A 22129-nucleotide genomic window follows, 5' to 3' on the forward strand; every position below is an offset into this window, starting at 1 on the left:
CTAGTCCCGCATCCATTCCTGGATGTCGCGGGCGCTCGCGATCTGCACGGTCGGCGTGGCTTCCGACGTGAAGTCCTCGTAGCTCGCATCCACCAGGTCGCCTGAGCGCACGAACTCGTCGTACATCGCCCGCAGCACCTCTTCCTCGGTGGGTTCGCGGTCGAACGCGTCCATCCAAAGGCCGGGCTCGTCCTCGGCACTCTGATAGGCTACGGCGGCGACCCAATACTGCTGCCCCGAGGGGGCGACCCGTTCGGCGGCAGGCTGACGCCCAGCTTGAGGCGGCTGGTCCATCCATACCCCTTCTACCACGGTGATGCCCTGCTGCTTCAGCGTGTGCTCGAAGTCTGACACCTCCTGCATGGACCCGACGAGCCCCTCCGCGGCGATGACGAACCCCTCCCTCGGCACTCCGTACGTCACGTGCAAGATGTGACCCTGGTTGGACGGACCACCGCCGAACAGCGAACTGGAGCCTGCCGCAGATGGGATGTTGGTTACGTGCCGGTAGACGGTCCGCTGCCCAGTGGGATCGTGGCGCTTGATCGCCTCGAGGAAGTCTTCGAGCGAAACGACGAGCATCATGATTCGGTTCCTCCTAGACCATCGCCCATGCTGCGGCGAGGGTGTCTTTGCAGTTCTGAATGGCGTCCTCGGATGTCTGCCCCCAAGCCACGATGGGCTTCACCTCGAAGCTGAGGATGCGTTGGCCGCCCGGCGCAAGGTACCCCACTTCCATCAGTGCGCGCAGATACTCAGCCAACTCGTTGGCGCCGTTGCACGCGCCTTCGGCCCCGAAGAACGGGTGCTCGTCACCATATGCGGGATGGTTCGGGTCGCTGAATAGGCAGTTGCCCATGTGTGCGTGGACTAGGTGCTCTTGGGCTGTTCCGAGGGCCTGGCCTGGCGTCTCTTCGAGCAGCGGAAGGTGCGAGAGGTCCAGCATCAACCCAAAGTGAGGCACACGCTCGCGGGCTTGCTCGGACACCCTGACCGCTCGCTCTGTCGGGCCGATAAGACAGTTCTTGCCGAAGGGCTTGCAGTCGAAGGTTTCGAGCGTGAGACCGATGCCGAGGCTTTCGGTTCGCTCGCCTATCTCGATGAGCGAGTCGATGAGTCGCTGCTCGGCTGCCGCGAAGTCGCCATCTTCCGGGGTCTTGCCGCTGAGAACGGCGATGGCGGAAGCACCTACCTCGGCGGCTTCTTCCGCGCACTCCAGGACCTGGGAGACTGCGCGCCTTCGCTCCGCGGGTAGGGGATGGTTCAGGTCCAGCTTCTGGCTGAGCAGCGGGGGCTGCGCGCCGTAGGTATAGGCGCAACCGGAGTCTCCAAGCACGCGGCGGACCTGCTCCCGCACGCTGTCATCTCTGATCCACGTGATCTCGATGGCGGTGAAGAAGGGGTCTTCGACGATCCGCGTAATGGTCTCCAGGATGGGTCCCTCACCCTTCATGCACGGTGGAAAGGCCATGAAGTGCACGATGCCTAATCTGCAGAAATCGTGAATGTCTCTATCCATCGCTGTCTCCCCTTCGGTCGCTCGCTCGCGCGCTAGTTCCTCCTCCAGATACCTCGTCTAGATTGACGGTGGGATCGGTACCGAGTTGTCGGGGAAGCCCGGCTCGCTAGGTCGTGGCAGGCGCTCTTCGACGGGCAGAAGCTTCGGGAACGGACCGTGCGGCTCGACCTGATACCAGTACGCCGTACTGGAGTAGTCGTACGACAGCTTGTTCGCGTGTCCGTGCTCGATACTAACACGGATAGACTTCGTGAACCGCACCGGATCCTCGATGTGATAGCGGTACATCGAGTTCTTGCCCTTGAACGGCCAGTCCTTGTTGCCGGAATACAGGATCAGCCCGTGGTAGGGGGCGCAATACTCCGTCTGCGGACAATAGGCCATGCTGAAGTAGTCTTCGGTGCCGGTGCCATGCATGCGCGGTGGCCACGGTTCGCCGTCTATCACGATCATGTCGTCGCCCTCGCCGTACCAATCGTTGCCTTGCCGTTGGAAGCAGTCTATGTCTAGGTGGCATCCCACATAGTGCCCCTCACCGGACGCCTCCAAAATCAAATAGTTGTCTTTGTCGCTCAGGTTTGCGGTCTGCCAAGGCTCCATGTGTCCGGGACCTAGTCGGGTGGTCAGCCAACCTTGCGTCGGGTTCTCTCTACGCCACTGCACGTGGAACCGGGCGATCTCGGGTCCGTGCGGTGCATCATACTCCTCGTAGTCTATGTAGAAGAACAGATGCAGATCCACCGAACACTCGTTCGTCACCGTGATCCGAGCCGAGTCGAACGGCATGGGAAACCAACAGTTCATCCCACGCCCTCCGGATGGTCCCATCTGCAATGGGGCACTGACGAAATCCTTCAACATCCCGTGCCCCATGCCGAAGAAGTCGCCGATGGGTGCTTCCACGCTAGGCGTCTCCTCGCCGTCCCAATACATGCGGATCACGATCTTGCGCGGATAGGCGTACTCCGGTCCTTCGGGACCCAGCGTAGACCAGATATGCTTGATGCATCCGGGCCTGTCGGTCACTAAGATCTCGCGGCACTCGCCGGGCTTCAGACGCCACGCGTCGGCGTTCTTGCCCTCCACGTCGTAGCTGGATGCGCGGCGAGAGGTGTACCTTCGGATCGTAGCGAGGTTCGAGAGGGTGGTGAAACCAATCATAGGGGCAACTCCATAGGCTCGATGTCTGAGGCCTCGCTTCGCTCTTCCGCGCTCTGCTTCCTCCCATCGGTTCTCCCAGTCCCTGGGTACACTCCAATTGGAGACGGGGAGGTCTGAGCATGAGCAACGATGCCGCACGAACACTTCACGAGCTGTTCCGCGAGGACTGGGAACACCGCATGCGCTCGCACCCCGAGTGGGCTTCGTACCTGGGCGACAAGCGCTACAACGATCGCTGGACCGACCGTAGCGAGGAAGGCTTTCAATCTCGGCACGAGCATACGTTGCAGAACCTTGCACGCCTTCGCGAGATTGACCGAGCCGCGCTCTCTGTCGAGGACCAGCTCAACTACGACCTGTTCGAGGACGAGCAGAAGACCGCCGCAGACGAATACGCCACCAACTGGCGATACATCGCGCTGGATGCGCGCGGTGGCATCCAGACTCTGGATAACTTCTCCGAGCAGCTCTCGTTCGAAGGCACCAAGGATTACGAGGACTGGATCGCACGTCTCGAAGCGCTGCCGGAGCTGATGGACCAGACCATCTACCTATTGCGTGAGGGACTGGCTCGCGGCATCAAGCACTCCCGCGTCGTGATGCTACGCGTCCCGCGGCAAGTCCAGAGTCAGATCGTGGATGATGCAGAGCAAAGCCGCTTCTACCGCCCATTCCGGTCTATGCCCACAATTCCCGATGCGGAACAGGAGAGGCTGCGCAAGGCGGCTCGCAGCGCGATCGCTGACTGCGTCGTGCCGTCCTTTCGCAAGTTACTCGCTTTCGTGAACGAGGAATACCTGCCGGATTGTTACGAGCAGGTGGGGGTATGGCAGATGCCCGGTGGCGAGGACATCTATCGCCACTTCGTTCGGGAGTACACCACGACGGACATGACTCCCGACGAGGTGTTCGAGACGGGTCTGCAAGAGGTCGCCCGCATCCGAGCCGAGATGGAAAAGGTGAAGGCAAAGTCGGGCTTCACGGGCAGCATGACCGAGTTCTTCGAATTCCTTCGCACAGAACCGCGTTTCTTCCACAAGACGGCCGAGGACCTGCTCACGGCCTACCGCGCTTTCGCCAAGCGGATCGACCCGTTGCTCGTGAAGGTGTTCCGAACCATCCCGCGTATGCCGTACGGCGTGGACCCCATCCCCGATGCCGTCGCGCCCGACACCACCGCTGCGTACTACCAGCCTCCGGCTGACGATGGGTCGCGCGCAGGCTCTTATCGCGTCAACCTGTATCAGCCCGAGTCGCGGCCCACGCACGAGATCCCCGCGCTGTCCATTCACGAAGCCGTCCCGGGCCACCACTTCCAGATCGCACTGGCGATGGAGCTGAAGGACCTTCCCAATTTCCGGCGGCACGGGCACTGGACGGCATACATCGAAGGTTGGGCGCTGTATGCGGAGTCTCTCGGCCACGAGCTGGGGTTGTACGACGACCCGTACGCCGAGTTCGGACGGCTGACCTACGAGATATGGCGCGCGATCCGGTTGGTGGTGGACCCCGGCATTCACTGGAAGCGGTGGACGAGACAGCAGGCGATTGAGTACTTCCTCGAGAACTCGCCCAAGACGGAGCTGGACGTGGTGAACGAGATAGACCGCTACATCGCTTGGCCGGGACAAGCCGTGGCGTACAAGATCGGAGAGATCGAGATCCAGAAGTTGCGCCGGCACGCGACCGATGCCCTAGGCGAACGGTTCGATCTGAAGGAGTTCCACGACGTGTTGTTGTTGGCGGGTCCGATGCCCCTGTCGGTTCTCCGCAACCGTGTACAGGATTGGGTGGCTTCGCTGCAGGGATAACCTTCCACTCGATCCCAGGATGCCCCCTCCCGGCTTCGCAGGCCCCCACGTTCCGAGTTCGCCTGTGGGGCGTGGGCGAGAAATAGGAAGCGCGAAAGGCCTCCCCCGGCGGGCCTTTCGCGCTTGGATTGACCGTGGTCAAGTCGGGAGGCCGGCGGGGTGTCCGGTACTCTTACATCCGCCGGCTCGCTCTCCGAAAGAATCTTCGGCAAGCTAAATGCCATTCGACACCCGCTGTACTATCGGACCAGAAATGCCGGCACGCGAGGCCGAAAGCCCGCAAGTCCCCCTACTGCCTGTCTAGGAACACCCCGACCTGCGACTCCGAGGGCTTGGCCCGTTGTGTTGTCCAGTTCACGACTTCGGCCCCGTTCTTCGCCCAGGGACTGCCATCGGGATAGCTATCGTTTCCGCCGAGGTCCATGAAGACACCTAGGCAGATGGCGATATCTCGCACTCCGCCGGTCGAAGCGTTCGCCTTTCCCAGCGTCGTACCACTGCTTCGATACTCGTCGGCGCCCGCGAAGTCCACGAAGATGCCGATGCCATTGGCATTGCCTGCGCCTAGCGAGAGGTTCGGTGCGCGGTAACGGTCGTTTCCGGCCCCGTCTAGCAAAAGGCCGATGGAAAAGTCGTGGCCCGCGCCCTGCGCCATGTTCATCGTCGCCTCGTATTGATCGTCGCCCTCGTAGTCGTGCAATATGCCGATGGCGAAGTGGGCGCACGCTCCCTGCACGTACCAGATGCCCTGGTACACGTCGTTACCGGCTAGGTCGGCGAGCAGCCCGACAGCCTTCCAGTATCCGACTCCTTGGCCAAACACCCCGCAGGAGTACCGGTCGTCGCCGCTCACGTCGCACAGCACCCCGAAGCCGCCCCCGAGGGAATGCCCGTCGCTGTAGTCCGCGCGCCTGCCGAAGCCGCAGCCCTGCGCCATGCTGGTGTTGTGGTCTTTCGTTTGAGAAGCGGCGAAGTCCAGTATGGTGTCGTTCGCCTCGTAGCGGTCGTTGCCAGCTCCGTCTGCGAGCAGGCCGAAGCCCCGCATGCGACCGCAGCCCTGAGCCAGGTTGAAGCAGGAGTACGCATCGTTGCCAGTCGTGTCGAGGAGCACCCCGACACCGTGTTCCGCGAAGCCTTGGCAGCGCGCGTAACCGTCATAGGTGTCGTTGCCTGCGGTGTCCCAAAGGACCGCCACGCCGTAGTGCGCCGCCCCTTGTCCCATCGCGACCGACCGGTAGAGGTCGTCTCCGCCGAGGTCGAAGAGCACGGAGACGCCGCAGAGTGCGCCGCCCGACGTGGGAACCGAGCCGCCCTTGGTTCGGAGCGGCGATTCGGCGACGGTTGCACCGGCAAGGGCCTGATCGGACAGGTACCGGTCATTGCCTTCGAGGTCGAAGAGAAGGCTGATGCCGTTCTGGGCTGACGTGTTCGCCGCGCCGCCCAGATAAGTGTCGTCTCCCGCGAGGTCCATGATCAGGAAGTAGGGACGGGCCTCGTAGGTGTCCGAGCCCGCGCCGCGGAGGCAGACCCAGCCTAAGGCTGTCTCGACCTCGTACCGGAAGTCCGCCTTCGGAGCGGCACGAAGCCACTCGGCCGCCTTCTCGCACGCCATCGTCAGGTCTGTTGCGGCCGAGGTCATGTAACGGATGTCTACCGCACGAGCCGAACGAAGGCTTCGCTCCACGGCTGCAAAGCTCTCGTCGTCTCCTCGGGTCAGCGTCTCCCAAGCTTTTGCCGCACCGTCGGCAGCATCGAAGGTCACCTCGCGAGCCTTCACGACAGCCGATGCAGCGGTTGCCAAAAGGGTTACTGCTTTCGCAACCTCCTTCGGCACCGCTTCGGCGCCCGCGCGAAACCGCTCGACGTTGCCGTCCCCTCCAGCAAATGCATCGACAGCCGCGAGCGCCGAGGCGAAGTCCGGGCTCTGCTCGGCAGACTGCTCCATGGAAGCGATGGGATTGCCCAAAAGCGTCCGTCGCGTACCGATGCCGATCTGCCATCCAGTGAGCATTACGATCTCGGAGGGCTTTGCCATGGCTGCGACGATGCGCTGTGTCATGCCGGTTTCGAATGTCGGAATCCGCCACGGAGCCTCCCAGTACGCGTTGAAGGAGCCAAGGACGAACTCATCGAAGTCGAAGAAGCGCAATAGGTTCTGATCAAAGCGCGCCGTCTCAGTCGTCAGTCCGGCCAAGGAGAGGGCTTGGGCGGCGGCATCGTCGAGAGGAGTGCTCAGGGAGAGAGCGGCAACCAACAGGCCAACCATGCGGATACCTCCTGTACCTTCCATCTTGTTACCGCTTCGCGCGCTGTTTCCTGCCGTGGCTTCCCTGTGCGTGGCGACAGCGTGGAGCCAGGTCGCGGGCGACACCTTTCCACCGCCGCCGAAGGAGTTTGCGGTACAGATCGCGGAGAAGGCAGGCTTCTTAGATGTCAGCTTTCCCTCTGCCCATCGCACCGAGTGGCCTGAGAACAACGTCGTACGAGCAAGGTTGATCCGTCCTGCAGGGGTCGAGGAGCCGATGCCTATCGTCATCCTCTTGCACGGGCTGGGCGTGGCGGACCACTTTCTGGAAGAGCGGATCGCCAAGCGACTCAACGACCGCGGGATCGCCGCACTGCTGGTCACCCTCCCCTATCACATCGAGCGCAGCCCACCGGGGTATCGGAGTGGGGCGCTAGCGTTGCGGCCCGATGTCGACGCGTTCGAGGAGATGGTGCGCCAATCAGTGTCCGACCTGCGGCGCGCAGTGGACTGGGCGGAATCGCAGAGATTCGTAGATGCTGACCGGATCGGCGTCTTAGGGGTTAGTCTCGGAGCCATCATCGCTTCCCTAGGGATGGCCGCCGAGCCTAGGCTCCGGTTCGGGGTGTTTCTGCTCGGCGGCGGAGATGTAGCGCACATCCTGTGGAACAGTTCCCTTACCATCTCTGTCCGAGAGGTGTTGCGACGCAACGGATGGACGGAGGAGCGCCTGCGGGCCCGTCTCAAAGCCGTCGAACCGTTGTCGTACGCGAACGAGGAGATCGGCGAGCGCGTGCTCCTGGTGGGCGCGCTATTCGACACGGTGGTGCCGGCGACGGACACGGACAAACTGCACAGGGCCCTCGGTAGCCCTCCGATGCTGTGGCTGGAGACAGGGCACTATGGAGCGGTTTTCGTGGAGCGCCGGTTGCTTCGAGTGGTTGCGGACTTCTTCGCGGCCAGGTTTGCAGGCGAGACGTATTCGCCGCCGACTTCGATAGACGCTCCGACGATTCGGATTGGCCTGATGCTGGATCAAGAATCTGGCCTGCAAGTTGCGGCCGGCTTGGACTTATGGCGCTCGAACTCGCGAGGAGACTTCTATGCAAGCGGGTTCTTGACAACGCGGGGACCGGTGCTGTTCGCCGGCTGGAAAGGGCCATTGGGGTTTTCGGTCGGAGCCGTCGCCCACCCGAAGCGCACAGTTCCGGGAGTTGTCTGGCACTTCGTGTTGTGAGACGGGCAGCGCTGCGACACTCATGGAGCAGCGGCTCAGTTCAAACGTGATTGAGTTTCGGTTGCTTGGTACCGATTTATTTACTGGGAGTGGGGCGGCAGCGCGTACGAATCGACAACATCTCGCGCTGCGGCTATTGTAGAAAACCGGGACTTTTGATATACTGTTCGCGTATCGAGTGTGGGAGGCGATAATCTGAGGCATCGGCAGGCCTTCTCGCTGGTGGAGCTTCTCGTCGTCGTGGCGGTGATAGCTATCCTCGCGGCGCTGCTGTTTCCTGTCATGAGCGCGGCGCGTGGTGCTGCGATCCGTGCCTCGTGCGCCGAGAACTTCAGCGCCGTACTGAAGGCCATGCGGATGTACATGGACGAGTATAGCGATCGGTTCCCGCCCACCAACTACCACGCTTACATTCCAGAGGTCGTCGACCCCGACGACCGAACGTGGGTTCAGGTTCTCTACCCATACATCAAGTCGGTTGAAGTGTTCGAGTGCCCCGGTGACACCGGGCGTGCAACACCAGCTCGCGTCGGACGGTGGGACGATGTGGATGCCGCACCGGACGATGACTGGGGCGAGTTTTATATTCGTTCTCTACGGACAAACATGGGGCTCAACTTCATGTACCTCTCGCCGCTGGTGCGAGACGTCACTCTCGGCTGGTTGGCGTTCCCAAACCGCTTCTCCAGCATCGCCAGCCCAACGCGGACGCTAGTTCTTGTGGATAGTGTGTGGGGCCGAGACCATCTGGGGCGCCCATTCGGCGGTGGCCAGTGGATCGTCACGCCACCCTGCCGTTATCTCGCCGCGACTCCGCTGAACCGTGACACGTTCCCGCGGATTGTCTGGCAGAACGAGTACTACTGGCGAATGGCGCCGAAGGGATGGGAAGCGGACCCGAAGTCGAGCAATTACTATGGCGGGGCGTGGAACTGGCACAACGGTGGGTTCACGGTCGTTTTCGCTGATGGTCACGTTCGGCGCCTGACGCCGGGCGAACTCGCGGCGGGCTGTTCTCGCCTCCAGAATTGGGACGGATTGATCACCGATCAGTCCGCGTACATCTGGGATTTGCAGGATTAGCGCCGCCTTTCGAAGAAGGGGGCCAGTATGAGCTTCTTTGATACGACTGCGGGCAAGGTTATCGGCATCGTGGTCGCTGTGGCGGTCGTGGCGTTCGGGGTCTGGTTCGCTGTGGTGCGCATGGCACCCGATACGGACAGTCCTTCGGACGTTACGAACCTGATGCCGCCCAGTGACCCGAAAGCGAAAGACGTGCTCGACAACAACCAGTTGTATGGCACGCCTCCACCATTCCCTGGTGCAGGCGACAAGAGCCGACGCTAGACACGAAGGACGGATATCATGAAGAAGACCGGATTCACACTCATCGAGCTACTGGTTGTCATTGCAATCATCGCGATTCTTGCTGCAATCCTATTCCCTGTCTTCTCGCAGGCGCGTAAGGCGGCGAAGGTCTCGCAGTGCATTTCGAACTACAAGCAGGTTGCGATAGCCCAGGCGCAGTATCGCGGAGACAATGACGGCAAGTTCGTTCTTACCAATCACACGGCAGCATGGGCCGGGTGTTCCTACGACTACAGGGACCAGGTATGGGTGACGTCCCTTCAGGGCTATGTGAAGGAGTGGACAGTTTTTCGCTGCCCGTCCGACCCGACTGCCAACGACAAGGAACTGTCCCAGCACGGTAACGAAGGCGAGTGCCCTCCACCCGCCAACCGCTGGGAACGCAACTACGAATGGTCGTTGCGCACCAACGTCGGTATGAACTCGTATTACCTGAGCCCTGTCTACGCCACATCCTCGGGTTGGGGCTCGGTCCCGACAAAGGAAGGTCGCATCGCTTCGACTGCCAACACCTTCCTGCACATCGACACGGTCTGGAACCGTGACGCGAGCGGGAAGCCTTTCGGCGGCGGTAACTGGATTGCCATTCCGCCCGCCAGAACTTGGGTTAAGCCGGACGGAACGCGCGTGGACACCTGGCCGTTGCCCGGGAACAACTACTACCCATACTCGGGCTGGCACCCGGAGCTTCCGAACGCGTGGGACGTGTTCGGCGGCTGCTGGCCGTGGCACACCGATAAGTGTACTACCGTGTTCGTGGATGGCCACGCCAAGTCCATGACGATCCAGCAGATTGCTGCGGGCGTTCCGAATGTAGTCGCCAACTACGCGGGTCCGATCACTGACATAGACGCATATAAGTGGGACATCACGCAGTAGGCGAATCGCTGACTTCCGAGGGCCCGGCGCTCGCGAGCGCCGGGCCCTAACGCTTGGGGTCATCAGAGGGTGCGGGTCACTTTGCTGAGCGCACGAGGACGATCTGGGTTGAGCCCGCGGGTCTTCGCCAAGTAGTAGGCGAAAAGTTGCCCGTACACGACATAGGAGATCGGCGCAACCTCGTCGGGGAGCGAGAAGGGCACGCGGATGGGCACGCGCGCCAGCCGCAGCATCTCCTCATCATCGGAGAACACCATCAGCTCCGCCTTGCGCTCGAGAAGCCTGGCGGCCTGATCCCGCACCGCCGGCAGGCTCGGACCGGAGTTGGCCATCAGCAGGCACGGGAAGCCCTGCCGCAACAGCGCCATCGGGCCGTGCATGAAGTCGGCGGCGGAGTAGGACTTCGCCATCACATAGCTCGTCTCGATGATCTTCAGTGCGGTCTCGAGTGCGGTCGCGTAGTTGTAACCGCGTCCGAGCACCACGCACTCCTCCATGAAACGGAACCTCTCTGCGACACGCTCGATCTCGGGAGCCGCTTGAAGAGCGGATTCCACGGCTGCTGCCGCGTCCTCGAGTGCCTGCTCTGGCGCATCGATTCCCGACAGCGCATGTGCGAAGACGAGTAGCGCACCTAGGGTCGCCGTGTAGGTCTTGGTGGCCGCCACCGAGCGCTCACGGCCTGCGCCCAGAGGCAGCAGGTGCTCGGCAGCCTGCGCCAATGAACTCTGTTCATCGTTGGTCATCGCCAGGGTCACCGCACCAGCGCGTCGCGCCTCCTCGATGACTGCCGTTACATCTGGAGCGGCGCCGGACTGGGATATTCCGATTACGAGCGCACCATTCTGACGGAGCCGCGCTCCATACAGCGTGAGAACGCTCGGCGCCGCCAATGCAACCGGCAGACCGCAACGGATCTCGAGGAGGTACTTGGCGTAGGTTGCCGCATGGTCCGATGTGCCACGAGCAGCGATCGCCGCGAACGGGCAGTTCCTAGAAGCCTTCGCGGCCTCGACCGAGCGCTGCCACAGCCTCTCTACCGCGGTACGAAGAACCTGGGGTTGTTGCTTCACCTCGTCCAGCATGTGGCTCATTGAGAGCACGGTACCCGGTTCGCGCAGCATTGCGCACAGAGGCGATCCCCCCAGGGATTGGCACGGTTTTCCCAGTTTTTTGACCGCTCCTGTACCATTTCAGGGCAACCTGGTGTAGAATAAGCATAAGCCGTCCGGTCGGTGTAGTGTCGTCCGGAGGATACGGCAGCCGCGCAGCCTTTGTAAGTCGCGGTCATGAGCTAGCTCTGACTTCGTTGTTTTGGCCGCAACCTGGGAGACTGGGGACATTGCCCCATGTCTCTAATTTGCTTTTAATAGTCTGGTCCAGCGCGAATAGTTTGAAGGAGAGTTTTCGACGGCTTCTGAGTTTCATGCCGCACTCTCGGAACTATCGCGAACATCAAGGAGGTACGCGATGGCCGTGTCCGTGAGAAGGTTATTCTGGGGAATGATCGTTACGGTCACCCTGTCCGGGCTTGCAGTCCAGGCGGGTGCCGTGTCGTATGTAGACCCCGATGTTTTAGACCCCAACGTCACCATTCTGTACCAGGGTTCCGTGCTTCTCGACCCGGTGCCGGGCGTCTCCCTGGGGGATGTCTATATTGACTACTGGGCTTTCACCCATGCGGGGGACCCGGGCTATTTCTATTCGTACAGGATTCGAAACGTGTCCGGCAGCAGCATCACCGGTGCGCCTTCCGCGATTACGTATCTCGGTTTGACCGACATCTCGCCGTTCGTCAATCTAGGCAACGGCGGCGGCAAGGGCGGGGGAACCACGTACATCCCGTGGTTTTTTATCGGCGATGAGGCAGCTGGCGATGCCGAGTGGGCTGGGAGCGTCGGAAGCGCCGTCCGTGTCGGAAGTGCGTCACCCGACGTCGGCGATACCGCACAGATGTTCCAGATCCATAGCCTGTACGAGCCCGATGCGGGGATCCTCTGGGTCGCGACGGCGTCTGGAGGCGGGTACTCGGGTCAGAACGTCGGTGTGTACGTTCCTGGTCTCGTACCTGAGCCTGCAACGCTCGCTACCATCGGTTTCGGCTTGGTCGGGCTTCGCATGCTCCGAGGGCGACGCAACCGCTAGCCCATCGGCAAACGCGCCGAGAGTTCCGGGGAGCCGCACGGTGCGGCTTCCCGTTTCCATTTTGGCGAGTGGAGTGACTCCCGCAACGGTATAATCCAAGCCGCACTGGCGGGTCGTCTAAGGGCAGGACAGCAGATTTTGGTTCTGCTTGTGGAGGTTCGAATCCTCCCCCGCCAGCCACCGCTACTGTAAGGAGCCACACGGTCTTGACGCTGTCCGGAGTGATTCTCGCCGCAGGTAAGGGTACGCGCATGGTGTCCGAACTACCCAAAGCCCTCCACCCCGTCTGCGGCATCCCTCTGACCGAGCACTGCGTGCGCGCAATGCGCGCCGCCGGGGTCCCTCGCCCCATCGTCGTGGTCGGACACGGGGCAGAGCGAGTGCAGGAGGTGCTCGGCTCGCACAACGACTACGCAACGCAGAGCGAACAACTGGGCACAGGGCATGCGCTGATGCAAGCGCTTCCCGCGCTGCGCAACCAGGGTGCCACGCGCGCGCTGATGATGCCCGGGGACGCGCCCCTTATCACCGCCGAGATGCTGACGTCGCTGCTGAGGACGCATGAGGAGACGGAGGCCCAGATCACCTTCGCTGTATGCCAGTATGACGACCCGACGGGCTACGGGCGCGTGCTACGGAACGAGGACGGCGAACCGGTGGGCATCGTCGAAGAGCGCGACTGCACTCCCGAACAGCGCCTCATCAAGGAGGTCTGCACCTCGCTCTATTGCTTCGAGGTGGCCTTGCTGGCCGACCTGCTGCCGAAGCTGCGAGCCGACAACGCTCAGAAGGAGTACTACCTTACGGACATAATCGGCCTCGCAGCAGCGGCCGGGTACCGCGTGGCCACCTGGACGACCCCGGACCCAACGCTGTTGATGGGTGTGAACGACCGCTGGCAACTCAGCCAAGCCGCCGAGGTCCTGCGAATGCGCAAGCTAAGGGAGTTGGCGAAGAACGGCGTAACTCTCACCGACCCGAAGAACTGCTACGTGGACATGGACGTGGAGATTGGCCAGGATACGGTCGTGGAGCCAGGATGCTGCCTGAAGGGGGAGACCCGCATCGGGCGCAACTGCACGATCGGCCCCGGTACGCGAATCGTGGACGGCGTCGTCGAGAATGGAACCACCGTGTTGAGCAGCAACGTGGTGGAGAGCGAGATCGGGTCGGGCACGCGGGTCGGCCCGTTCGCTCACCTGCGCCCGGGAACGAAGGTCGGGAGCAAGTGCTCGATAGGGGATTTCGTCGAGCTGAAGAACTCCCAGATAGGGGACGAGGTGAGCATAGGGCACCTTGCGTACGTCGGAGATGCGACCGTCGGCTCGGGTACCAACATCGGAGCGGGGACCATCACCTGCAACTACGATGGAAAGCGAAAGCACCGGACGGTGATCGGCAAAGGCGTGTTCATCGGGTCGAACAACACGCTCGTTGCACCGGTGCAGATCGGAGACGGGGCCTTTACGGCGGCAGGTTCCACGATCACCGAGGACGTCGAACCGGACGCACTTGCTGTGGCCAGAGCGCGGCAAGTGAACAAAGAGGAGTGGGCACGGAAATGGCGGAGCACGCAATAGACAAGGCACAAGCAGCAATCCACATGGACATCGGCGAACCGACCGGAATGAAGCTGTTCACCGGCAATGCCAACCCGGAGCTGTCGGAGCGCATCGCCGAGTCGCTGGGAACCACGCTGGGGCAGATCCGGTGCTCACGCTTCTCGGACGGTGAGATTCGCGTGCAGATCGAGGAGAGCACGCGCGGCGATGACGTGTTCATCATCCAGCCCACCTGCGCGCCGGTGAACGATAACCTCATGGAGCTGCTGATCATGCTGGATGCGTTCCGGCGTGCTTCTGCTCGGCGCATCTCGGTGGTCATGCCCTACTACGGCTATGCTCGGCAGGACAAGAAGGTCAAGCCGCGCGAGCCGGTGAGCGCGCGCCTGGTAGCCAATCTGATTACGCAGGCCGGCGCGGATCGGATCATGTGCGTGGACCTGCATGCGGACCAGATCCAGGGCTTCTTCGACCTGCCCGTGGACCACCTGTACGCAGGACCGCTCATCGGGCAGTACCTGATCGAGCACGAGATGCACCTGAGGGATACGGTGGTGGTCTCGCCCGACGTGGCCGGCGTGCCGCGGGCGAGACGCCTGGCGGAGCAGCTCGGCGCGCCCATCGCCATCATCGCCAAGCGCCGACCCGAGCCGAACAAGGTGGACATCATGGAGATCATCGGCGAGGTGGAAGGCAAGACCTGCATCATGATTGACGACATGATAGACACGGCGGGCTCCATCGTGCAAGGCGCCGACGCGCTGTTCCATCGAGGCGCGGTGGACGTGGTGGCGTGCTGCACGCACGGCGTGTTGTCGGGAGACGCGCCGAAACGACTGGAGTCTTCGGGCATCTCGCTGGTGGTGTGTACGGATACGGTGCCGATCGACCGAACGAAGCGCTTCTCGAAGCTGACGGTGCTGCCCGCGGCTCCGCTCCTCGCCGAAGCCATCCGCCGCGTCCATCTCGACATGTCCGTCAGCAGCCTCTTTGACCGGTGGGGGTAGGACCGGGTTGAGCGACGGTTCTATGCCCCGACCCTCCGGCAGATATCCCTCACCACTCGCAGAGGGTGGGCAGTGGTGAGGGATAGAGACACTTGGAGAACAAGAGAGGAGGCCGGAGTTGTGGATGCCCTCGGGCAGCCGGCATGAGCCAAAGACGGCACCTCTGGGGTGCCGTCTCGTGACGATCCATGCCCTGCCTTGCCGCGATTGGGGCCTAGCCGGGAGCCCCTCCTCTACTGTTTTTGCCTCCGGAGGATACTGCGGTCGCCGTCGTCATCGGCGCCGGCCTACTGCGGAGGAGGTGGAAAGAAAACCTTCAAGGTCATCACCTCCAGAGTCATATACGGAGCGAGCGGACGGTGGGTTGCAGATCCCTTCAGTCGCAGTAGCCGGAGGCTCGTGCCTCGTAACTGACCCATCTTCTGCGGGCGGTGAGGAATAGAGGGGCCACCTCAACGGACAAGTCTTGCCAGTAGAGGCGCACTTGCAGCGTGAGGATGGCGGAGCCACGGCATCGCCAGAACATGCCCTGGCGCGCTCGTTGGACTTCCCCCTGGGTGTTTGTAGAGGGCGGCAGACGAAGGCGGCATCGGCTAGGAACACGACAGTGCCGACGCAAGGGTCAGGACATCAGAACGTGGAGGTGAGAAGTGCAAAAGCCCCACCGCCGCACGCGGTGAGGGCAGGGGTATGGAGTCGAGACGTACGAGGGGGGGCTACTTCCCTTCCTTGTACAGCACGTGGCGGCGAACGACCGGATCGTACTTCTTCAGCTCCAGCTTATCCGGTGTCTTCTGCTTATTCTTCCACGTTGTGTAATAGTGTGGGCTCTCGGTGCTCTTGAGCTTAATGATCACCCGATTGCCCTTTGCCTTGCTTGCCATTCTCCCACCTCCTCACGCCGACATGCTCCCGACGCGCGGTCCATGCGGCACGGGGCCTTAGGATACCCCAGATGGCACGTTGGCCCTAGTCTCCGGCCTTCGAGAAGTTCAGAAGCACCATGTTCAAGTCGCCGAGGTCAACGACGCCGCTTCCGTTCAGGTCTGGGTTCGGGCCGCCGAAGCCGACCAGCACGGCATTGAGATCGGCGATCGTCACCTGGTTACTGGAATCGGCGTCGCCACCGACCAGCGTCGCGTCCAGGCCAGTAGTGTCACCAGTGAGAGCGAGGGCCGGCAGCGCCCGCCGCAGGTAATACTGCGAGGAAAACAGGGGCGCGTAAGTCCCTGGGATGAGTGCAACCCGCTTCGACCATTCACCAGACGCATTCATAGAGAGCGCCACCTCTATTGGCGAGGGGCCAGAGAGCGACAGCGACAGGTCCTTCTCCGTGAGCAAGCCCACATAGCCGCCGAGGGAAGCGGTGCCGCTCAGCGTCACGAAGCGCTTAGCTGGGCCACCGGTGGCGCTGAACGCGGTGACGTCTACATGGCCCCGATCGATGGTCGGAAGCCAGCAGTTGGGTGATGTGATCGTTAAGTCGCAATCAACCGTTCCGTCGCCCCAGTCCAGCAACGTGGCGTTCGCCACCCGAAGGTCCATATCCACGACCACGTTCGTCAGAACGACATCCATGATGCACTCTACAGGGCCGATCCAGAAACTGGTCCGATAGGAGAACGGCCCGGGCAGCGGCTCGGGGGTGTACACGTGGATATTGTCACCCTCGACGAGCCCGGAGCAATTGAGGGGAAACACGCCGTCTCCGATTGCCAGCGTCACTTCGACGGGCACGTTGCCTGCCTCGTCCTGTTGGCCGAACAGAAGCGGACCCGTCTTGGTGTCGCTGTCGGATAGCGGGAAGGGCGACGTTGTGAAGGTGTACGAGATGGTGGCCTCGTAGGCCGTTCCGCTCATATCCCAGTTGGGAACAGCGAGCGTTGAAAGCGGCAGGAGCAAGAGTCCGAGGATGCAAGGGATGGTCTTCATGGGCAGCGTTCTCCTTTCAACCGATCGAACTCACTGAATCTAGCGCATATGGTTGCGGGCGTCAAGCCCCTTTTTCGTTTCTGAGTGCGATGTGGGCGTTTCGGACGAGACCTTCGTGCTTGGAGCGCATCAGCGCGGTGCCGGCATAGCGGCGGACGAACTCTTCCTCCGTCAGCTCGGCGAGCTCGGTCAGCTTGGGCGATGGGTCCACGGACGCGGACATCTTTGGGTCGGTTGTCCTTGCTCCGCGCAGCGGGGCGTTTTCGCGCGGATGGTTGAACGGGCACACGTCTTGACACACGTCGCAGCCGAACACCCAGTCCTGCATCAGCGGCTGCAGGTCTTCTGGGATTGGGCCTCGCTTCTCGATGGTGAGGTAGCTGATGCAGCGGCGGGCATCCACCACGCCTGGGCCGACGATTGCACCGGTCGGACAGGCATCGAGGCACAGACGGCAGGTGCCACAACCGCCTTCGGCAGGCCTATCCGGCGGAAGGCTCAACGTGGTGAGAAGGCAGCCGAACAAGAAGTAGGAACCGCGCTGGGTGTTGATGATGCACGAGTTCTTCCCGAACCACCCGATGCCCGCGAGTGCAGCGTAGTCTCGCTCCATGAGGGGCGCCGAGTCCACACAGATACGAGACTGTGCCTGGGGCTCGCGTTCGAGCAGCCATGTCGCCACACGACGAAGCTTGGCTCTCAAGACCTTATGGTAATCGCGGCCCCATGCGTAGGCGGCGATGCGACCCAGTCCGGGCCGGGCGGGGTGCGGGCCTCGAGCATAGTTCATGGCAGCGACCACGATGCTCCGGACCCCCGGGAGCAGGCTCTCGGGATGCGCCCGAAGGTGCTTCTGGCGCTGCATGTACTCCATCGCGCCGTGCATGCCGGCCGCCAGCCACTCGAGATAGGTGGAGTAGTGCGGCGGCGGCGTTGCGGGCGCGATCCCGGCCAGGTCGAAGCCTTCGGCCAGTACGCGCGCCTTCAGTGCCGCCGCCAGTTCGTGCAACGCGCCGTCTATTTATCCACGGCCACCTTCACGCGGTCCCGAAGCGCAGCCTGAGCGGCGGCCAGCCTGGCGATGGGCACGCGGAAGGGGGAACAGCTCACGTACTGCAGACCCACTCGGTGGCAGAACTCGATGGACTTCGGGTCGCCTCCATGCTCGCCGCAGATGCCCATCTTGATGTCGGGGTTCGCCTTGGTGCCGAGGTCGTGCGCCATCTCCACCAGTTTCCCGACGCCGTTCTGGTCTAGCACGGCGAACGGGTTCTCTGGCAGAATGCCGGTCTCGACGTATCGCTCCAGGAACTTGCCTTCTGCATCGTCCCGGCTGAAGCCGAAGGTGGTTTGCGTGAGGTCGTTGGTCCCGAAGCTGAAGAACTGGGCGTGCTGCGCGATCTCGTCAGCGGTCAGGGCCGCGCGCGGCAGTTCGATCATGGTACCGAAGAGGTAATCCACGCGGGCGTTGTGCTGGGCCAGCACGGTCTGCGCCACGGCCTCCAGCTTGTCGCGAACCACCTTCAGCTCGTTCACATGTCCCACGAGCGGGATCATGATCTCGGGCAGCACCTCGATTCCCTCACGCTGCACCTCGATGGCGGCCTCTAGGATGGCCCGCACCTGCATCTCGACGATCTCTGGGAAGACGATAGAGAGGCGCACCCCCCGGAGACCGAGCATCGGGTTTGCCTCACGCATCGCCTCGACCTTCGCCAGAAGTTCCTGCTTGGCCTTCAGTTCGGGGCCCCCGAGACCCCTAACCTCCATCTCGATGACTTCCCGCAAAAGGTCGTCGTGCTGAGGCAGGAACTCGTGCAGCGGCGGGTCGATCAGTCGGATGGTCACGGGCTTGCCGGCCATCGCCTTGAAGATGCCGACGAAGTCTCCGCGCTGAAATGGCAGAAGGCGATCTAGTGCCTCTCGACGCTTCTCCTCCGACTCGGCCAGGATCATCTCCTGAACGATGGGCAGGCGGTCTTCGAAGAACATGTGCTCGGTTCGGCAGAGGCCGATGCCTTCGGCCCCGAAAGAGACGGCGCGCGCGGCGTCGGTCGGGTTGTCCGCGTTGGTACGGACCCTGAGCCTGCGGAACTCGTCTGCCCAGCCGAGCAGCGTGGCTAGGTGGCCGGACACTTCCGGGGCAACCGTAGGAACCTGTCCGGCGTACACGGCTCCGGCCGAGCCATCAATCGTGATCCAGTCGCCCTCGCGGAAGAGCTTATCGCCGACCTTCAGCGTGTGAGCGCTCTCGTCAATTTCCAGCGCCTCGCAGCCGGAGACGCAGGGGACGCCGAAGCCGCGGGCGACGACCGCGGCGTGGCTGGTCATGCCGCCCCGCTGAGTAAGGATGCCCTTTGAGACGAGCATGCCTCGGATATCGTCGGGGTTGGTCTCGGCACGAACCAGGATGAGCGGCTGCCCCTCCTTACCCAGTTCCTCGGCGCGCCTAGACTCGAACACGCAGACCCCGCTCGCGGCTCCGGGCGATGCTCCCAGCCCGGTAGCGATGGGCTTGTCGGCCGGGCCGAGTTTCGACGTGTCTATGCGCGGGTGGAGGAGTTCGTTCAGTCGGTTCGGCTCGACCCGCAGCACGGCTTCCTCGCGGGTGATGAGGCCCTCCTCCACCATTTCGACCGCGATTCGCACCGCCGCGGGACCGGTTCGCTTCCCGACGCGGCATTGGAGCATGAAGAGGCGACCTTTCTCGATAGTGAACTCGAGGTCCATCACGTCTTTGTAGTGCCGCTCGAGCTTGCGGCCCATCGCCTCGAACTCGTTGTAGATCTCTGGCATTTTCTCCTTCAGCTCGGCGATCTTGAGGGGGGTGCGCACGCCGGCGACCACGTCTTCGCCCTGCGCGTTCATCAGGAACTCACCGTACAGCACGTTCTCGCCAGTTGCCACGTCGCGGGTGAAGGCCACGCCGGTACCGCAGTCGTCCCCCATGTTGCCGAACACCATCGCCTGGATGTTGCATGCCGTGCCGAGGTCGTCCGGGATGCCTTCCTTCTTGCGATAGATGATCGCCCGCTCGTTGTGCCAGCTATTGAACACCGCGTTGATTGCCATTTCGAGCTGCACCATCGGGTCGTCCGGGAAGGGCTCGCCACGGGAGCTACGCACCAACTCACGGAAGTCCTCGCAGAGGGCTCTCAGATCGGAGGCCCCCACCTCGGTGTCCAGACGCACACCGATCTTGGCCTTCAACGCGTCGAACTTGTGCTCGAACTGCTGCTTCTTGATGCCGAGCACCACGTCGCTAAACATCATGAGGAAGCGGCGGTAGGCGTCATAAAGAAACCGCTCGTCGGCGGTTTTCGCGAGGCCCTCGATGGTGGTGGGATTTAGCCCGAGGTTGAGGATCGTGTCCATCATTCCCGGCATCGAGAACTTTGATCCGGAGCGGACAGAGAGCAAGAGTGGGTTCGTCGGGTCCCCGAACTTCTTCCCGAGTTCCCGCTCCACGTCGGCGAGCGCCGTCTTGACTTCGTCCATCAATCCGTCCGGCATCCGGCCGAGCGCGAGCGTCTCGTTACAGGCTTCGGTGGTAATCGTGAAGCCCGGGGGGACCGGCATCCCAATGTTGGTCATCTCGGCGAGGTTCGCGCCCTTCCCTCCGAGGAGGTCGCGCATGGATGCATCGCCCTCTCGGAAGAGGTACACGCGCTTGGTGCTCATCATTCCCACTCCTTGCAGTGTTTGTGTCCGCAGGACTCGCTCGCGGGAGGCACGACGTCCGGCGGGGGGTCATTAGGGGACCCTCGGCGGCGAGCAGAGGGTCAATCGATCTTACCCGGTCGCCTCCTTGGCTCGGGACCAAAGTTGGTCCCATTCCTCGGCGGTCAGCGAGCGCGGGTCTCTGCCGAGCCGTCCCAACTCCGCCTCCATCCACCCGAATCGTCGGGTGAAGCGACGCAGCATGTTGCGGAGGGCATCTTCCGGCTCAAGCCCTGCCTTGCGCGCGGCGTTGGCCACGGCGAACAACAGATCACCCACCTCGTGCAGGAGCCGGTCTGAGTTAGGCGTGGCAGCCTCTCGGCGAAGCTCGTCCAGTTCTTCCTGCACCTTGTCCAACACGGAGTTGAGATCGGGCCAATCGAAGCCCAAGCGGGCGGCTCGCTTCGAGACCTCGTAGGCGCGAAGGAGCGCAGGCAACGCGTCGGGTACCCCCTCCAAGGCCGATCTCGGCGCCCCACCCTTTTCCTCGGACTTGATGCGGTCCCAGTTCTGCAGAACGTCCTCGACCCCGGCGACGTCGAGACCGCCGAAGACATGCGGATGGCGACGCAGCAGTTTGTCGCTCTGGTTGCGAATCACGTCCTCGATATCGTAAAGGCCCTGTTCGTTATCAATCTGGGCGTGCATGAGGGCCTGGAGGAGGAAGTCGCCCAGCTCCTCACACAGCTTGTCGGGGTCCCCCGAGTCGATCGCGGCCAGTACCTCGTAGGTCTCCTCGACGAGATGCGTCTTCAGGCTTTGGTGTGTTTGTTTCAGGTCCCATGGGCATCCTCCAGGGCCGCGCAACGCCGCCACGATCTCCACCAAGCCGTAGAAGCCTGGCGAACGGGGTAAGTCCAACGGCGGGACGAACACCGACGTGAGATGCGTGAACTCGGCATGGTCCAACTCGAAGAGAGGCACCTCCACGACCGGATACCCGTATGTGACGATGCGTACTCCGTGTTCATCCGGATAGTGCCGCATGAGAGCGAGCTTGACCGAGGAAGCTGCCTCCCTGCAGTCCACTTGGTACACGATTGTCGGGGCTCGCGGGTCGGGACGGATTCCCTCGGGGTCGTAGGCATTGAGGGCCTGAAGGTGGTTGTCGAAAGGTTCCTGGAGCGCCTCGAGCGTGGCAGACAGGAAGTCCGCTGCGCCGACGATCTCGACGCGGATGCCCTGCTCGCTAGCGGCGTTCAGCAACTGCCGGACGCTCCGCTCCCCGAAGAGTGGGTGGCCAGGGACCGCGTAAGCTACATGTCCTGTCCGGCGTGCCAGGTCAATTACGCGAGAGGCGATGTTCGAGTAGACGGCCTCGAATGCGTCGGCGGATTCATACAAGTCGTCGGCTGTGCCGAACCGGATTCCCCGAGACGACAGGGTCTCGACGCCGGGGTGCCGGCCGGTCCGAAGCAGAACGGACGATGCCGAGCGCATTGCATCGAGTGAATTCGGTGGAATGGCCTCGGCCCCACCGGGACCGAGGCCGACCACGGCAATCATCGGGGAGACGCTTTTGGCTTTACTACTCACATGGGTG

18 protein-coding genes and 1 tRNA gene are annotated in these 22129 nt (G+C 62.5%); 9 read left to right on the forward strand and 10 right to left on the reverse strand.

Features of this window, described 5'->3' with window-relative positions:
• The 3 genes from HRF45_02200 to HRF45_02210 are packed head-to-tail and all read right to left on the reverse strand — an operon-like array spanning position 1 to position 2680.
• Positions 1-585 carry a hypothetical protein gene (locus tag HRF45_02200; protein MEP0765342.1) on the reverse strand — a complete coding sequence of 195 codons (585 nt, stop codon included), beginning with the start codon at positions 583-585 and terminating at the stop codon, positions 1-3.
• 13 nt (positions 586-598) lie between these two features.
• Complete coding sequence (locus HRF45_02205; protein MEP0765343.1) at positions 599-1519, reverse strand: sugar phosphate isomerase/epimerase; 921 nt, start codon at positions 1517-1519, stop codon at positions 599-601.
• Positions 1520-1576: 57 nt separating this feature from the next.
• Positions 1577-2680, reverse strand: coding sequence for a DUF2961 domain-containing protein (locus HRF45_02210; GenBank protein ID MEP0765344.1), 1104 nt, complete (start codon positions 2678-2680; stop codon positions 1577-1579).
• 119 nt (positions 2681-2799) lie between these two features.
• Between HRF45_02210 and HRF45_02215 the strand changes: the two genes are divergently transcribed.
• Positions 2800-4491 carry a DUF885 domain-containing protein gene (locus HRF45_02215; protein MEP0765345.1) on the forward strand — a complete coding sequence of 564 codons (1692 nt, stop codon included), beginning with the start codon at positions 2800-2802 and terminating at the stop codon, positions 4489-4491.
• A 289-nt stretch (positions 4492-4780) separates the two neighbouring features.
• On the opposite strand, the gene HRF45_02220 is transcribed toward HRF45_02215, so the two are convergent.
• Complete coding sequence (locus HRF45_02220; GenBank protein MEP0765346.1) at positions 4781-6757, reverse strand: hypothetical protein; 1977 nt, start codon at positions 6755-6757, stop codon at positions 4781-4783.
• A 25-nt stretch (positions 6758-6782) separates the two neighbouring features.
• On the opposite strand from HRF45_02220, the gene HRF45_02225 reads away from it, so the two are divergent.
• From HRF45_02225 to HRF45_02240, 4 genes are all read left to right on the forward strand, one after another.
• Complete coding sequence (locus HRF45_02225; GenBank protein MEP0765347.1) at positions 6783-7973, forward strand: alpha/beta hydrolase family protein; 1191 nt, start codon at positions 6783-6785, stop codon at positions 7971-7973.
• Between the two features lie 180 nt (positions 7974-8153).
• The gene (locus HRF45_02230) at positions 8154-9056 is read left to right on the forward strand and encodes a prepilin-type N-terminal cleavage/methylation domain-containing protein (protein MEP0765348.1); all 903 of its coding nucleotides are present in this window, start codon (positions 8154-8156) and stop codon (positions 9054-9056) included.
• Between the two features lie 27 nt (positions 9057-9083).
• Positions 9084-9320, forward strand: coding sequence for a hypothetical protein (locus tag HRF45_02235; protein ID MEP0765349.1), 237 nt, complete (start codon positions 9084-9086; stop codon positions 9318-9320).
• Positions 9321-9338: 18 nt separating this feature from the next.
• Positions 9339-10220 carry a prepilin-type N-terminal cleavage/methylation domain-containing protein gene (locus HRF45_02240; GenBank protein MEP0765350.1) on the forward strand — a complete coding sequence of 294 codons (882 nt, stop codon included), beginning with the start codon at positions 9339-9341 and terminating at the stop codon, positions 10218-10220.
• Between the two features lie 62 nt (positions 10221-10282).
• Here HRF45_02240 and HRF45_02245 read toward each other — a convergent pair whose 3' ends face one another.
• On the reverse strand, positions 10283-11344 hold the full coding sequence (locus HRF45_02245; GenBank protein ID MEP0765351.1) for an SIS domain-containing protein: 1062 nt from the start codon (positions 11342-11344) through the stop codon (positions 10283-10285).
• Between the two features lie 346 nt (positions 11345-11690).
• Between HRF45_02245 and HRF45_02250 the strand changes: the two genes are divergently transcribed.
• The 4 genes from HRF45_02250 (at position 11691) to HRF45_02265 (ending at position 14934) form a co-directional block, all read left to right on the forward strand.
• Entirely contained in the window at positions 11691-12365 is a 675-nt protein-coding gene (locus HRF45_02250) for a PEP-CTERM sorting domain-containing protein (GenBank protein MEP0765352.1), read from the forward strand.
• A 106-nt stretch (positions 12366-12471) separates the two neighbouring features.
• A tRNA-Gln gene (locus HRF45_02255) sits at positions 12472-12545 on the forward strand.
• 26 nt (positions 12546-12571) lie between these two features.
• On the forward strand, positions 12572-13945 hold the full coding sequence (gene glmU, locus HRF45_02260) for a bifunctional UDP-N-acetylglucosamine diphosphorylase/glucosamine-1-phosphate N-acetyltransferase GlmU (protein MEP0765353.1): 1374 nt from the start codon (positions 12572-12574) through the stop codon (positions 13943-13945).
• Between the two features lie 47 nt (positions 13946-13992).
• A complete protein-coding gene (locus HRF45_02265) occupies positions 13993-14934 on the forward strand; it encodes a ribose-phosphate pyrophosphokinase (GenBank protein MEP0765354.1) in 942 nt (313 codons plus the stop codon).
• Between the two features lie 716 nt (positions 14935-15650).
• Here the strand turns inward: HRF45_02265 and rpmG are convergent.
• The 5 genes from rpmG to mazG form a co-directional block, all read right to left on the reverse strand.
• The gene (gene rpmG, locus HRF45_02270; protein MEP0765355.1) at positions 15651-15818 is read right to left on the reverse strand and encodes a 50S ribosomal protein L33; all 168 of its coding nucleotides are present in this window, start codon (positions 15816-15818) and stop codon (positions 15651-15653) included.
• Between the two features lie 85 nt (positions 15819-15903).
• Positions 15904-16866, reverse strand: coding sequence for a hypothetical protein (locus HRF45_02275; protein MEP0765356.1), 963 nt, complete (start codon positions 16864-16866; stop codon positions 15904-15906).
• A 61-nt stretch (positions 16867-16927) separates the two neighbouring features.
• The gene (gene queG, locus HRF45_02280; GenBank protein ID MEP0765357.1) at positions 16928-17875 is read right to left on the reverse strand and encodes a tRNA epoxyqueuosine(34) reductase QueG; all 948 of its coding nucleotides are present in this window, start codon (positions 17873-17875) and stop codon (positions 16928-16930) included.
• A gap of 8 nt (positions 17876-17883) precedes the next feature.
• On the reverse strand, positions 17884-20550 hold the full coding sequence (locus HRF45_02285; protein ID MEP0765358.1) for a pyruvate, phosphate dikinase: 2667 nt from the start codon (positions 20548-20550) through the stop codon (positions 17884-17886).
• Between the two features lie 108 nt (positions 20551-20658).
• On the reverse strand, positions 20659-22122 hold the full coding sequence (gene mazG / locus HRF45_02290; protein MEP0765359.1) for a nucleoside triphosphate pyrophosphohydrolase: 1464 nt from the start codon (positions 22120-22122) through the stop codon (positions 20659-20661).
• Positions 22123-22129 lie beyond the last annotated feature (7 nt).

The organism is Fimbriimonadia bacterium, assembly GCA_039961735.1.
Lineage (GTDB): Bacteria > Armatimonadota > Fimbriimonadia > Fimbriimonadales > JABRVX01 > JABRVX01.

Coding starts and splice junctions, on each gene's coding strand:
- HRF45_02285 (MEP0765358.1), bottom strand. CDS start 20,550: ATGATGAGCACCAAGCGCGTGTACCTCTTCCGAGAGGGCGATGCATCC.
- HRF45_02235 (MEP0765349.1), top strand. CDS start 9,084: ATGAGCTTCTTTGATACGACTGCGGGCAAGGTTATCGGCATCGTGGTC.
- HRF45_02220 (MEP0765346.1), bottom strand. CDS start 6,757: ATGGTTGGCCTGTTGGTTGCCGCTCTCTCCCTGAGCACTCCTCTCGAC.
- HRF45_02210 (MEP0765344.1), bottom strand. CDS start 2,680: ATGATTGGTTTCACCACCCTCTCGAACCTCGCTACGATCCGAAGGTAC.
- HRF45_02245 (MEP0765351.1), bottom strand. CDS start 11,344: ATGCTGCGCGAACCGGGTACCGTGCTCTCAATGAGCCACATGCTGGAC.
- HRF45_02250 (MEP0765352.1), top strand. CDS start 11,691: ATGGCCGTGTCCGTGAGAAGGTTATTCTGGGGAATGATCGTTACGGTC.
- HRF45_02240 (MEP0765350.1), top strand. CDS start 9,339: ATGAAGAAGACCGGATTCACACTCATCGAGCTACTGGTTGTCATTGCA.
- rpmG (MEP0765355.1), bottom strand. CDS start 15,818: ATGGCAAGCAAGGCAAAGGGCAATCGGGTGATCATTAAGCTCAAGAGC.
- HRF45_02215 (MEP0765345.1), top strand. CDS start 2,800: ATGAGCAACGATGCCGCACGAACACTTCACGAGCTGTTCCGCGAGGAC.
- HRF45_02200 (MEP0765342.1), bottom strand. CDS start 585: ATGATGCTCGTCGTTTCGCTCGAAGACTTCCTCGAGGCGATCAAGCGC.
- HRF45_02265 (MEP0765354.1), top strand. CDS start 13,993: ATGAAGCTGTTCACCGGCAATGCCAACCCGGAGCTGTCGGAGCGCATC.
- HRF45_02275 (MEP0765356.1), bottom strand. CDS start 16,866: ATGAAGACCATCCCTTGCATCCTCGGACTCTTGCTCCTGCCGCTTTCA.
- HRF45_02205 (MEP0765343.1), bottom strand. CDS start 1,519: ATGGATAGAGACATTCACGATTTCTGCAGATTAGGCATCGTGCACTTC.